At 65.6% G+C, this 13426-nt stretch carries 12 protein-coding genes; 3 read left to right on the top strand and 9 right to left on the bottom strand.

Going from position 1 to position 13426, the window contains the following annotated elements:
* Positions 1-359: 359 nt before the first annotated feature.
* The 7 genes from DPQ64_RS03890 to DPQ64_RS03865 form a co-directional block, all read right to left on the bottom strand.
* The gene (locus tag DPQ64_RS03890; RefSeq protein WP_232820477.1) at positions 360-776 is read right to left on the bottom strand and encodes a hypothetical protein; all 417 of its coding nucleotides are present in this window, start codon (positions 774-776) and stop codon (positions 360-362) included.
* A gap of 137 nt (positions 777-913) precedes the next feature.
* Complete coding sequence (gene gcvPB / locus DPQ64_RS03885; RefSeq protein WP_115863044.1) at positions 914-2401, bottom strand: aminomethyl-transferring glycine dehydrogenase subunit GcvPB; 1488 nt, start codon at positions 2399-2401, stop codon at positions 914-916.
* A complete protein-coding gene (gcvPA, locus tag DPQ64_RS03880; protein WP_115863043.1) occupies positions 2402-3745 on the bottom strand; it encodes an aminomethyl-transferring glycine dehydrogenase subunit GcvPA in 1344 nt (447 codons plus the stop codon).
* Between the two features lie 543 nt (positions 3746-4288).
* Positions 4289-4672 (bottom strand): glycine cleavage system protein GcvH, encoded by a 384-nt coding sequence (gene gcvH, locus DPQ64_RS03875; RefSeq protein WP_115863042.1) that lies wholly within the window; start codon positions 4670-4672, stop codon positions 4289-4291.
* 1 nt (position 4673) lies between these two features.
* Positions 4674-5765, bottom strand: coding sequence for a glycine cleavage system aminomethyltransferase GcvT (gene gcvT, locus DPQ64_RS03870; RefSeq protein ID WP_115863041.1), 1092 nt, complete (start codon positions 5763-5765; stop codon positions 4674-4676).
* Positions 5766-5860: 95 nt separating this feature from the next.
* Complete coding sequence (locus tag DPQ64_RS19105) at positions 5861-6037, bottom strand: hypothetical protein (RefSeq protein ID WP_198661996.1); 177 nt, start codon at positions 6035-6037, stop codon at positions 5861-5863.
* 259 nt (positions 6038-6296) lie between these two features.
* Positions 6297-6998 (bottom strand): DUF7504 family protein, encoded by a 702-nt coding sequence (locus DPQ64_RS03865; protein ID WP_115863040.1) that lies wholly within the window; start codon positions 6996-6998, stop codon positions 6297-6299.
* Between the two features lie 262 nt (positions 6999-7260).
* Here DPQ64_RS03865 and DPQ64_RS20000 point away from each other — a divergent pair, with 262 nt between their 5' ends.
* Positions 7261-7395 carry a DUF7503 family protein gene (locus DPQ64_RS20000; protein WP_449272258.1) on the top strand — a complete coding sequence of 45 codons (135 nt, stop codon included), beginning with the start codon at positions 7261-7263 and terminating at the stop codon, positions 7393-7395.
* On the opposite strand, the gene DPQ64_RS03860 is transcribed toward DPQ64_RS20000, so the two are convergent.
* Positions 7396-9522: a hypothetical protein gene (locus tag DPQ64_RS03860; protein ID WP_115863039.1), complete on the bottom strand. Its 2127-nt coding sequence runs from the start codon at positions 9520-9522 to the stop codon at positions 7396-7398.
* Between the two features lie 160 nt (positions 9523-9682).
* On the opposite strand from DPQ64_RS03860, the gene DPQ64_RS03855 reads away from it, so the two are divergent.
* Positions 9683-10135 (top strand): hypothetical protein, encoded by a 453-nt coding sequence (locus DPQ64_RS03855; protein ID WP_115863038.1) that lies wholly within the window; start codon positions 9683-9685, stop codon positions 10133-10135.
* A gap of 712 nt (positions 10136-10847) precedes the next feature.
* On the opposite strand, the gene DPQ64_RS03845 is transcribed toward DPQ64_RS03855, so the two are convergent.
* Positions 10848-12434 carry a S8 family peptidase gene (locus DPQ64_RS03845; RefSeq protein ID WP_115863036.1) on the bottom strand — a complete coding sequence of 529 codons (1587 nt, stop codon included), beginning with the start codon at positions 12432-12434 and terminating at the stop codon, positions 10848-10850.
* A gap of 216 nt (positions 12435-12650) precedes the next feature.
* Between DPQ64_RS03845 and DPQ64_RS03840 the strand changes: the two genes are divergently transcribed.
* Entirely contained in the window at positions 12651-13178 is a 528-nt protein-coding gene (locus DPQ64_RS03840) for an NYN domain-containing protein (protein ID WP_115863035.1), read from the top strand.
* Positions 13179-13426: the final 248 nt, after the last annotated feature.

Here is a 13426-nt window from a genome sequence, read left to right as displayed (position 1 = left end):
GCGCTGGCGGCCCCCCCCCCGCGGGGTGGGGGCCGGGGCGCGGCGGGGCCACGCTCCGGAGCGTGGCCGCGCGACCGCGAGCAATCTTCCGGGTCGAGTATACCAGTTCGAGTTTTCCGAATCGAGTTTTCCGGTGTTAGCAGCCCGGTTTGGACCGTCAATGACTGATTCGCCGTGCTTTCGGAAGCCGAGCGTGCCCGGCTTCGCCGTCGCAGTCGCCGTGCCGCCGAGAGCGACGAGAGTATCGGAAAAAGAACAGTGCCGAACGAAAAGGAGGGTTTCTATCCTCGTTTGAATAATCCTATCTTGGCAGGGTTGGGGGCTGTGAGCGATGGAGAATGCGGGTTGCCTTCCAGAAGTCAGTCCCGAAGCCACTTCGGCGCGTTCGTGATAGACTGTGGGGAGTCGAAGTGAAGGAGTTCGAGACATTTCGTGATGAACCCGACGATGTCTCGCCCGGCTTCCGGTTCCAGCGTGATCACCGTCCCGATCTTGTCCCCCTGCGAAAAGTGGAACAGAATCGCATCGTCGTAGAAAGAGACGTTGCAGTGACAGTTCCCCAGCGCGAACGGCTTGTCGGAACTCTGGACCCTGCTTTGCTGTCGATAATACTCGGCGAGGTCCGTCATCTTTTTGTCGGAGTACATCGCGTCGACGTCCTCGCGAAGGTACAGCGATTCGTAGCCGTCTTCGGAGTAGTGAATCGCACCACGCAGGTGCTCGTCCGCTCGTTCTTCGAGAAATTCCACGAGACGGTTGGCGGACTCCTGAGGCATACTACTTCATCTGAAGTAGCTAGCTATAACGATTTCGTTGCAGGAAATCGGACCGCGTCGACGTTCAGTCCGGACCGGTATGTCACTCCCGATGGCGAAGAGCCGAAGGCGTTCGACCGAACCGGAAGAGTTCGAGCCTACTCCCCGTCGAGCGCCTGCCACGACAGCCGGAGGTTCCGCGCGGCGCTGGCCTGATCGATGCGCCGCGAGGTGGTCCGGTTCGGGGCCTCGGCCAGCGTCTCGTCGTCCTCCCCCGCGACCCGGTCGAACGCCTCCGCGAGCTGGTCCAAGGTGGCCTTGCTCTCGATCTCGGTCGGCTCGGTCATCAGCGCCTCCGGGACGATCTCGGGCCACTTGGTCGTCGGCGGGTGGACGCCGTAGTCGAGCATCCGCTTTGCCACGTCGGCGGCGTCCTGGTCGCCCGCGCTGGCGACGAACTCGTGGTGGAACGGTTCGAACGGCACGTCGTAGTCGACCTGGCTCGCGAGGTAGTTGGCGTTGAGGACCGCCTTCGCGGAGGCGTCCGCGAGGCCGTCGTCGCCCAGACGGGCGATGTAGGCGTACGTCTTGACCAGCACGAGCCAGTTGCCCTCGAAGCCGTGGACCTTGCCGACCGTGCTCTCGGGGTCGAAGAGTTCGTACACGCCGTCGGTTCCGCGGGCCTCACCCTCGTGCCCCCGGGACCCTCCGCCGCCGGCCTCCCGGACGCGCGGCGCGGGCAGGAACTCCGCGAGTTCGTCGGTCACGCCCACCGGGCCAGCGCCCGGGCCGCCGCCGCCGTGGGGCGTGGCGAACGTCTTGTGGACGTTGTAGTGCATGATGTCGAAGCCCATGTCGCCCGGCCGCGCCCGGCCGAGCAGCGCGTTGAGGTTCGCGCCGTCGTAGTACAGCAGCCCGCCCGCGCCGTGGATGATCTCGGCGATCTCCTCGATGTCGCGCTCGAACAGCCCGAGCGTGTTCGGGTTCGTGAGCATGAACAGCGCGGTGCGCTCGCTCGCGGCGGCTTCGAGCGCTTCCAGATCGACTCGGCCGTCCTCGCCAGACGGCAACTCGACGACGTCGTAGCCCGCGAGCGCGGCGCTGGCGAAGTTGGTGCCGTGGGCGCTGTCGGGGACGATGATCTCGTCGCGCGTCTCGCCCTCGCCGTGCTGCTCGTGGAACGCCTTGGCGACGAGGATACCCGTGAACTCGCCCGCCGCGCCGGCCGGCGGCTGGAGACTCACGGCGTCCATCCCGCCGATGCGCGCGAGGTAGTCCTGCAGGCCGGCCATCAGCCCGAGGGTGCCCTGCACGCTCCGGTCCGAGCGGTCGGGGTGGACCGCGGCGTCGCCGAGTGCGGCCACGTCCTCGGTGAACTTGGGGTTGTACTTCATGGTACAGCTCCCGAGCGGGTACGGCCCCGAGTCGACCCCGTAGTTCATCTGCGATAGCCGGGTGTAGTGGCGCGCGAGCTGGGGTTCCTCCAGCGCGGGGAGTTCGAGTTCGTCGCGCGTGAGGTCGTCGGGCAGGGGCGACTCCACGGCGACCGTCTCGGTGTTCTTCTCCGACAGCAGCGGTTCGTACTGGTCGGCCGTCCCCTCCGAGGAATCACCGGCCTGGGTCCAGCGAGCCTGATCGTACCGCATTCAGGCCACCTCCTCGACGGCCGCGACCAGTTCGTCGGCTGCGTGGCGGTTGGCGTCCGTCACGCAGACCTGTATCTCGTGTTCGCCCACGGCGTGGACCGCGAACCCCTCGGTTTCGAGGTCCCGGGCGACTGCGGCGGCGGGCTGGTCGGTGTGGGCCACGAACTCCCGGACGTGGTGGCGGTCGTGGACGGGGGCTTGGACTCCCGCGACCGCGTCGAGGCGACTCGCGAGGTCGTCGGCGAGTCGCACGCAGTCGTTGGCGAGGCCGACCAGCCCGTCGGGGCCGAGGTACGCCGCGTGGATGGCGGTCCGGAGCGCGACCCACGCCTGATTCGTGCAGATGTTGCTCGTGGCGCGCTCCCGGCGGATGTGCTGCTCGCGGGTCTGGAGCGTCAGGGTGTACGCGCGGCGGTCGGCGTCGTCCTCGCCCGCGCCGACGAGGCGGCCGGGCACCTGCCGGACGAAGTCGTCCCGGCAGGCGAACAGGCCCAGTCCCATCCCGTAGGCGGTTGGCAGGCCGAGCGTCGCGGCGTCGCCGACAACCACGTCAGCGCCGACCGACGCGGGCTCTTGGAGCACCGAGAGCGCGACCGGGTCCGAGCCGAGGCAGAACAGCGCGTCGTGGTCCTCGGCGAGGTCGCCGACCGCGTCGAGGTGCTCCTCGACGGTGCCGAGCGTGGTGGGGTTCTCGGCGTACACCATCACCGCCTCGTCGTCGATGGTTTCGGCCAGCGCGTCGGGGTCGACGTTCCCGTCGTCGGTGGCGTAGGTTTCGACCGCGAGGCCAGCGCCATCGGTGTAGTTCTCCAGTACGTCCCGGCGGGTGTCGAGAATGTAGTCGGGCACCAGCACGCGGTCGCCGTCGGTCGCCCGCACGCGCGCCGCGAGCAGGGCAGCCTCCGCGAGTGCGCTGGCGTGGTCGTACATCGAGGCGTTGACGATGCCGAGGCCGGTCAGCTCGACCAGCATCGACTGGTACTCGAACAGCGCCTGCAGGAACCCCTGCGTGACCTCGGGCTGGTACTGGGTGTAGGAGGTCAGAAACTCCGAGCGCTGCGAGAGGTGGTCGACCAGCGAGGGCACGTAGTGGTCGTAGTGGCCCCGGCCGAGGAACTCGGTCAGGTCGTCGTTGCGCGACAGCAGGTCGGCGACGTGGCGCTCGGCGGCCTGCTCGCTGCGCGCCTCGATGCCGAACTCCCCGTCGAACGCGACCGGCTCCGGGATGTCGAACAGCTCGGTCACGTCGTCGGCACCGACCGCGTCGAGCATCGCCGCGGTCTCCTCGGCGGTGTGAGGCGCGTACGGGCTTCCGCGTCCCCCTGTCTCGTGTCGTCCACTCATGTACTCGGGGCTAAGGAGTGGACCGTTTTAACGTAGGGGTATTCGGTCAGGGTTTGCGAGTAACGCGATAGAAGTGCGAGGTAGCACACCATTTCAGAGTTACCCGTCTATCATCTATCGTCTCTCAGAAGCCAAACGTGGAAATCCGGCGCACGCGAGCAGTGCGCGGCGCGAAGCGCCGCGTTAAGCGAGCGGTGTAAGATGCAGGTCGCGATGCTGTGCGGGTCGCGGTGCTATGCGGTTCTCATCTGCCTCGGCGATAGCTAGCTTCGTTTCTCCATTCACCGTTATCTAAAGCCGGTCGAAGCTAGCTACTGCTCGCGCCTCGGCGTGACCGCACAGCACCGGCAGAGCGAAGCGCTGCCGAGCCTGCGCTCGCTCCGCTCGCGCAGACCTCGCGCGATGTGGCGCGACACGAGGTCGCGCCCGGACGCGCGCCCAGGTGGAACGTGGAGCTAGCGCAATGCTGTCGAGTCGTGAAGCCAGCGCGCCGCTGTTGACTGGGGAGAAATCGGTCCGAAAAGCGAATCGAGCTTCGAGTAGTTACTCCACCTGTTCGCGGTACTCTTCGGCGCTCAGCAGTTCGTCCAGCCCGCTGTCGTCGTCGAGTTCGACCTCCAGCATCCAGCCGTCGCCGAACGGGTCCTCGTTGACCAGTTCCGGCTGGTCGGTCAGCGCGTCGTTGACTGCGGTGACGGTGCCACTCACCGGCGAGTAGAGGTCCGAGACCGCCTTGATGGACTCGACCACGCCGAACTCCTCGTCGTGGGTCACCGCGTCGCCCTCGCCGGGGAGTTCGACGAACACCACGTCGCCGAGTTCGTCCTGGGCGAAGTCGCTGATGCCCACGCGGACGGTGCCCTCGTCGTCGTCTGCCCACTCGTGCGATTCGAGATACTTCCGGTCGTCTGGAATTTCGAAGCTCATGTTACTCACTCAGAAATGGCGTGTTCGCTATCTTGGCCTTTTTGGACTGGCCGCGCACCACGACGCGGACCTTGGTCCCTACCTCTGCGTACTCGGTGGGGACGTAGCCCAGCGCGATGGGCTCGCCCAGCGTCGGGCTCATGGTGCCGCTGGTCACCTCGCCGATGGTGTCGCCGTCGGTGTCGGTGATCTCGTGGCCGTGGCGCGCGACGCCGCGGTCGATCAGCTTGACGCCGACGAACTCCTCGTCGGGGCCCTCCTCGAACACCTGCTCGAGCGCGTCGCGGCCGACGAACTCGGTGTCGAGCTTCACGGTGAAGCTCGTGCCGGCCTCGTAGGGGTTCCGGGGGTTGTCCTCGGGGTCGAAGTCCTGGCCCGAGAGCAGGAACGCGTACTCCATCCGGAGCGTGTCGCGCGCGCCGAGCCCGCAGGACTGGCAGTCGAACAGGTCCCAGACGGTCTCGGCCGACTCGACCGGCACCAGCAGCTCGAACCCGTCCTCGCCGGTGTAGCCCGTGCGAGCGGTCCAGCACTCGACCCCCGCGAAGTCGACGAACTTCGCCTCGAACTTCGAGAGGTCGGTCACGCGCCCGTCGGCCGCGTCGGCGACGAGGTCCGGCGCGTCCGGTCCCTGCACCGCGAACATGGCGTACTCGTCGGTCGCGTTGGTTACCTCGGCGTCGAGGTCCCACTCGTCGCGGTGGTCGACCCACCGGTCGTACATCTCCTCGCCGTGGCCCGCGTTCGGGACGAACAGGAAGTCGGCGTCTTCCTCGTCCGGGTATCGGTAGACGACGGTGTCGTCGAGGATGGTCCCCTCCTCGTCGGTTATCATCGAGTACTGAGAGTCGCCCGGACCGAGGTTCGTCACGTCGTTGGTGGTGAGCCGTTGGAGCAACCGCGCTGCGTCCGGCCCGGACAGCTCGATCTCGCCCATGTGCGAGACGTCGAAGATGCCGGCCGACTCGCGGACGGCGCGGTGTTCGGGCTTGATGGAGTCGAACTCGACGGGCATGTCCCACCCGCCGAACTCCGTGAAGGACGCACCCTCGGCGGCGTGGGCGTCGCGCAGTGGCGGCTTGCGAAGGCTCATACGCGGGGCATCGTCGCCCCGGCACGTAATGGTTTGTCTTTCGGTAGCTGGTCGTCGGCTCACCGTCAGTAAAGGGGGAGTCAGTGATCGCCGGATTAGGCCGGCTCGACGACGATCTCGCCGTCGCGGAGCTTGTACACGAGACGGTCGCCCTCCTCGACGTCGATGCCGTCCTTGGCGAACTCCTCGCGGACGGCCTTGATGAGGCTGATTCGCCATCGCTGGGTGACTGTCGTCGTTCCGAGTATCTTTTCGTCGGTATCGTCGCTCATCCACTCCCGCCTTGTAGCAGGGTGTTGTTATGGACTCTTAGCTATTTCGACTATCTCTGTGAAATAGGCACTATAGGTTTAGATTTTGCGCTGATTTGACGGGTTCGATGACGATGCGTTCGTCGTACTCCCTGTACGCGATGCGATTTCTCTTCTCTGTCTCGAACTCGCGTCAGCTGTCCAAAGTCCCGGAATCACAGAACAGAGCTCCGACGAAGAACGGGAGTCGATAGATTCACTCCCCCACGACCGCTCGCGGTTACAGTTCCATCCACGGCGTCTTCGCGTCAAACTCGGGGGCGTACCAGCGTTGCTCCGGCGTCCGGCGCGGGCGCTTGCGGAGTTCGATGCGCGCGTCGAACAACGGCATGAGTTCGTCCACGATCTCGTCGTCTTCGGAAACCCGGAGGTGGTAGTGAGCCATCCCCTGAACGCCGCGGACCGTCGCACCGAGCGTCCGCAGGGCGCGCTGGGTCGCCTCGCGGTCCTCCTCGAGGAGCGGAAACAGCGAGTCGACGCCGACCCGGAGTTCGGCGGGGTCGAGCCCGTCGGCGTTCTCGTCGTAGAAGCTGATCGCGGTCTGGATCTCGTTGCGGAGCTGTTGGATGTCGTCGAGCTGGAGCGACCCCAGCTCGGACGTGAGCGTGCCCGCCGTGGCCGGGACGGACCGCTCGCCCCGCCGCTGGTCGATGATCCACGTGCTGGAGTCGTCGGACGAGGCGTCGTCCGGCAGCCGGGCGTCGACGTTCGTGACCGACTGGTCGGTCAGCGCGAGCACTCGGAACCGGCGAAGGTCGCGCCCGAACAGAGTCCGGGTCGCTCGCGCGGATACCTCGTCGGGGACCTCGCCGGTGATGAGGATGTTGCTTCCCGCCTGTTTGAGATCTGCGAGCCACCGCCGAAAGCGGGTGTCCTCCCCGCTTTCGTGCTCGCCCCCGCGAAATCGTACTTCAGCGGTCATTTATTCATTTCGTCGTTATTTGTTACCATAAAATTACCGGTGTTGGCAGTCGGATTGTTGTCTATATTCCGAGGGCTGGACGACCGAGCGTAGCGGAGAAGCGGGTGTCAACCAGGCGGAATCTACCCAGCATTTTTTGTCGATTTAGAGTGATAATCGACGTGTAGTGTTCTCCATGAAGTATGGTTAGGTTTTCTATTATATTTCATAGTTAGAATACTTTAGAAAAATATAATTTCAGACGGTCGGTTGTTCTAATTGCATGTCGAGGCACAGCACACTCGATTGGCTGGAACAGCATCCACGAATGATCGGCTTCCTCTTCACCGTAAGTATGGTGTTGATGCAGGCAGGAAACGTTGTGGCGAATCAAGAAGGTGTCACAAACGGGCCATAATTACAAAAGGGCAGAGAGATCATTGCCCCAGTAGAGTTCGTCTCCGATTTGAACAGGGACAATATCTTCATCGGTCTCGACAAAGGATATTATCTCTTGTTTTGTAAGCTGAACCGGTCTGAGTGCTCCGGAAGCGAGATAATGAGTTTCTGCGTTTCCTAACCTACTTTTTGACATACTTCCAAGACTATACGATGGGGATGGATACGCGTACGGGGTTAGACTATGCTTGTTCTCGTTTTTCGAGATACGATATGACATAGGAATCCCGTTATCATTATCGCACAACGCCAATCCACCGTGTCCAATCGTCACGTACTCGATGGGGACCATCGTCTCCTTGCGCGCGATGCTCAGCGCGGACCGGAGCGTGAACCCGGAGTTAAGCAGTCTCGCCAGCGCGCACCCCACCTGCGTCGCCGCGGAGTGGATCACCTCTGCGAGCGTGACCACGCCGCCTCTGCTTCCCTTCCTGACGAGCGTCCTGCCTTGGTCGTACGACCGGCAGGCGTTCAGCAGGAACGCCTCGACGCCGACCGAGTCGAGTGATTCCGCGTCGAGGTAGCCGTCGCTGCAGTTGAACCCCTTCTCGTCCACGTGGCCGACGTAGTGGAGGAAGTCCGCCGGAGCCTCCAGCAGGTCCGCGAGTTCGGTCACCGTCGTCTCGTTGTGGATGGACACGTCGTAGTTCACGAAGTCCCGCAGGCCGTAGAACTCGCTCACCGCGTTCTCCTCGGCCATCCGCGGGTCGTTACAGACCACGTGTACGTCGATGGCCGACTCGTCGGGCGGCGTCCGGTCGGCCTCCCGATGGAGGGCGTCGAGCGTGACCTTGTTCGCGTTGACGGGGTAGCCGTCGCCGACCCACGCGTGCTCGATGGTGTCCGCGGGGTCGACCTGGAACATCTCGTCGTCCGAGTTCCAGTCGCCGCTCGTGCTCCTAGTGAAATTGCCGGTCGCGCTTCGGGTGGAGTCTCCGCTCGCGCTCCGCGTGAAGTCGCCCGCCGCGACAGCGGCTCTCGTGAACTCGTCGATGGCTTCGAGCGTCGGTTCGACCGACTTCGGCTCGGGGTCCGTCGGCGTCCGCAGCAGCGACAGTTCGTTGGCGAAGTACGGGAGCGCCGGCACGTGCTCCGCCACGGGGACGATGTCGGTCGTCAGGTGCCAGTCGAGCACGTGAGGTTCGAGCACCTCGAACGGCACCGAGAGATACCGGGGCAACTGCTCGGTCAGCGGCTGGCCGTACAGTCGCTCGAAGTCCAGATCAACCTCCGGTTCGACCTGCTCGCGCTCGTGGAGATCGACCGGATAAAACCCCTCGGTTCGGGTGAGACAGTCGAGGAAGAACACCTGCTTGAGCACGCGGTTGACCGTCTTCTCGAACCCACCGGGGCCGTCGAGCGAATACTCGAAGTCGTCGGCCACGATTCGCGGCTCGCTCCCGGCCACGAGTCGTGCGCCGAGGTAGTACGCCAGCGAGGCGATCCGGTAGACGTGCTCGCGGTCGGGCGGCACGACGATCTCGACGCCCGTCCCGGGCTCGTCGATGTCGCCGGACACGTCGAACGAGTCGCCGCGCTCGACTCGCGGCGGATGGCCCCGCAGCGTCGGGAACGACCGCTCGCAGGAGGTCGTCTTGAGCGCGGAGCCGAACAGCGAGATGGCCGCCATCGCGTCCTCGACGTCGTCGGTGACGGTGACCGTACCGATCGGCCGTTCGTGGAACGAACGTGCGCCGACGAGCGCTCGCCGACGCGCGCCGAACTCCACCGTCACGGACGTCTCGCCCGGATGAACCTCCAGCGGACCGTCGACGAGGACGTAGAGTTTCATCGGCGTGCTCTGGAGTTCGATCAGATACGTCCCGGCCCCGAACGTCTGGACGGTACTCGCCGTCGCGTCGGCGAGCATCTCGCCGTCGTGGTTCCGGACCACCGTCGAGACGAGTTTCGGAATCTCGACCGCCCTGGCGTGGAAGCCGACCGCAACGTCTACTGGAAAGTAAAACTTCTCGGTCGTCGCCGGTTCGAGTTCGACGGGGTCGGGCGTGTACAGTTCGAAGCGTGCGTTCTCGATCGGGTCGAAGACGCCGAGCCCCGAGCGACCGTCGAGTTCGTCGAACTCCATTCACTCGAAATCGTACTCTCCTGTGGTTATAATTCTATCTACCGGCCAACGGGTTCTGTCGGGCGATCTCGGAGCGAGATTCCACTGTCAACACCCACGCTATTTTCGACCACACCCATAATTTTATAAACTCTCGCCGATATTGCTGTAATAGTCTACAATGACTACAGAAGCGACGGACCGAATCCGGTCCCGGCTCGACCGGGTCGGACAGGAGGCCGTGCTCGTGCGCGGCGCGAGCGCGCCACCGCGCCCGCCGGCGACCCTTACCGTGGCCCCGGGCGTCGCCGCCCGAGCCACGCCTGACCGGCGGTTCGCCACGCTGTACGTCTCCGCGGAGGCTCCCACCGGTCGGACCGTCCGGCGCTACGACGGGGCGGACGCGACGGCGGCCGCGGACTGCGCCGCAGAACTGCTCGACGACAGGGAACTCCGAGCCGCGTGGCTCTGCGACCGCGAGCGCATCGCGACGTTGTTGGGCGACGGCGCAGCTCGGATGCTCGAACGCCGTCTCGCCACCGCGGCTCGCCGGACGGGCGCACGGCTGGTGGTGTGGACGAGGTCGGAAGACGGGGCGGTCGAGGACCGTTACGACGTGGTGCTCGACGCGTAGCGCGCCAGCAGTTCGGCGGCCGAAACCCCGACGTCGGTGCTCGCACAGACCGGACACTGCACCGCGAACGAGAGGTCGTCCCCGGAGGGGCCGTCCCGTCCGGGGAACAGGTCTTCTCCGGGGAACGCGTCCCGTTCGGGGGAGAGGCCCCGACCGGAGGACGGGTCCCGTTCGGAGCGGTCGTCACCGCGACGGCGCGACCCGGGCGGACCGCGCCGCCGGTCGCCCGGTCGGCGACTGCGAGGCGACTGAGCGGGGTCCACGGCGCATGAGCCGCGGTCGGCGGTGCGATCCTCGGGTCGAGAGTCCCCAGCGTGGGGGTTCCCGGCGCGGGAGTTCCCGACGCGGGAGTTCCCGGCGCGACGATTCCCGACGCGGGAGCTTCCGACGTGAGAGTCACCGCCGCGAGGATCGGAGCTCTGGCGGTCCGAGAGCGGACCGGGAACCGCAAGCGCGCACTCGACGAGCAGTACGAACGTACCGGCGTGACCGCAGTTGTAGCAGTGCGTCATTGTATCGGACCGGCTGGTGCGTTTCGTGCGCCGGTCGGGGGTTACTGGTTCCTTCCCCTATTTGAACCTTGGCAGGGCGACGACCGGCCCAATTTGAAGGCCGGAGTCGTCGCTATCAAGGTGTTACAGCTCTCTCGGCGAGTGTCATGGCACTCGCTTCGAGTCGCGTTTCCGAGGAGTCGAGGTTTCCGACGACCCGATTACTCGTACTCGGTGATCGTCAGGTCGTAGCTCCCCGAGCCGCTGTAGGAGTCGACGTCGATCTGGAGCGGCGTCGACGTGTCGGGGGCCGTGACGGTGATGGTCTCCTGGCTGTCCGTGGTGATCGACTGGTAGTCGTAGTTGCTGGGGCCGGCGTTCTGGGTGGTGCCCTCGTTGATGTAGAGGTCGAAGTCCGCACCCGCCGGGCCGTCGAGTTCGACGACGATCTGGCTGGGGCTGGAGAAATCCCACTCCCACGTCCAGTCCTCGTAGTCCCAGTAGCCCGACAGCGAGCCGCTGACGGTCTCGGAGCTGGTGCCGTCGCCGGGGTTTCCGCCCGGATCGTCGCCACCGCCGTCGCCGGGCTGCGTGGTGACGGCGTTGAGCGCGTTGACCTGTCCGCTACCCTGCTCGTCCGACGAGAGGCCGATGTCCGTCGCCGTGTTCTTGAGGTGGCTCCGGAGTTCGGAGTTGGTCAGGTCCCACTGGGCGAGCGCGAGTCCGGCCACGCCCGAGGCGACGGGGGTCGCCATCGAGGTCCCCGACAGCTCCTCGTAGGAGCCGCGGGTCTGGGTCGTGGTCGAGAGCACGTCGACGCCGGGCGCGCAGAGCTCGACGCTGCTGCCGTACTGCGAGAAGCTGGCGAGTTGCTCGTTGGAGTTCACCGCGGAGATGGCGACGCACTCGCTGTAAGCGGCCGGGTAGCTGACGCCCTGCGAGCCGCTGTTACCGGCGGCAGCCATGACGAGCGCGCCGTTGCTGGTCGCGTACTGGACGGCGGACTGCATCGTGGTGTTCGAGCCGCCGCCACCCAGCGAGAGATTGATGATGTCCGCGCCCTCGTCGGCCGCCCACTCGATGGCGTCGGCGATGTCCGTGAGCGAGCCGCCGCCGCTCTCGTCGAGCGCGCGACCGTTGATGAGCGTGGAGTTGCTCTGGCCCGCGACGCCGGTGCCGTTGTCGATGACCGCGGAGGCACAGCCGGAGACGTGGGTCGCGTGGTACTCGTCGTTGGGCACGTCCGGCGCGGGGTCCGAGTCGCTGTCGGCGAAGTCCTTGCCGGGGTTGGAACGGTAGTTGGCCGCGAGGTCCGGGTGGTCGTACTGCGCGCCGGTGTCCACGACCGCGATGGTGACGTTCGAGTCACCCTGCGTGGTGTCCCACGCGGCGGGAGCCTCGACCTGCTGGGGCGCGTACTGGCTGCCGAACTGCGGGTCGTTCGGGGTGGCCAGCGCGTGATAGGTCGCGTTGGGCTCGGCGTACTTGATGCCCTCCTTCTTCGTGACGGCCTCGACGAAGTTCTGGCGGGCCACGTCGGCGGCCTTCTCGGGGAACTTGACCGAGACGTACCGGAGGGTGTCGTTCTTGTGGACGATCTCGGCGTTGCCGGGGACGTGCTGGGCGACGGTGCCCTCGACGTCACCAGCACCGGCGGAGACGCCGACGACGATCTCGTCTTTCTTCGGGCCGGGTTCGCGTCCGGGAGTCGCTGCCGTTACGCCACCGAGTGCGGCTGCCGCACCGACCGCACCGGAGGCCTTGAGGAACGTACGACGGTCGAATCGCTGAGAGCTGTCGTCTGACATGCTGCATTAGTCACCAAGAATTGAAGTTATTTAAATCTTAATCTTAACTGTAATGAACCTGCTCGGCATTTATTTATTAGATTAGGTGCTCGGAAAGATACGGCTGCGGTTGCCGGTTTCTCCGACGGCGAAGCCGGCGGTGGCAGTCGGTCGCGACCTATCGTCAGCGCGGGCCGGACCGGCACCGCTAAACCGGGACGGGGTCTACGCCGGGGTATGCAACGGCTGCGTTCGCTGTTCGGCGACGACCCGGTCGGTGATGGTTCGGGCGAGGAGGGGGCGGTCGGCGAGGGTTCGACCGTCAGCGACGGCGCTACCGGCCGCGCCGACGGGCCGACCGTCGCGCTGTTCGTGGACGGCCCGAACGTGCTCCGCGAGGAGTTCGACGTGGATCTGGACGACGTGCGGGCCGTCGCCGACGAGCAGGGCAGGCTCACCGCGACGCGGCTCTACCTCGACGAGCACGCCACGCCGGGGCTGATCCAGGCCGCGGAGGCCCGCGGGTACGAGGTCACGGTAACCAGCGGCGACGTGGACGTGAAACTGGCGGTCGACGCCACGGAGTTCGCGCTCGGCGACGGCGTCGACGTGCTCGCCATCGCCTCGCGGGACACCGACTTCAAGCCCGTGCTGGAGAAGGCCGCGCGCAACGGCGTCCGGACCGTCGCGCTCGCGCCGGGCGAGTACGGCCGGTCGGACGCGCTCCGGAACGCGGCCCACGAGGCGTACGTTGTCGAAGAGTGAACGACCGGAGTTCGTCGCTCTGCTCCTCTCGACGCCGTTCTCTCGATTCTGGGTTTCCAATTCAGCGAAAACCGGGGCGATTTCTCCAGTGGTCGCGCTGGTTTCGATTTTCCACGCGGCGCGCGCTGGCGGGGTGCGTTCATGCGCCCCGCCCAAGCGCGAGGGACGAGTAGCGTGGTTCGAAAATCGGAGATTTTCGTCATCCCAGAAATCTCCGATTTCTGGAGACAGTGGAGCGACGCGACCGA

It is taken from the genome of Halorussus litoreus (assembly GCF_003382685.1).
Lineage (GTDB): Archaea > Halobacteriota > Halobacteria > Halobacteriales > Haladaptataceae > Halorussus > Halorussus litoreus.
The sequence above is the reverse complement of the archived record's forward strand: the minus strand, read 5'-3'. Positions and strand labels throughout refer to the sequence as shown.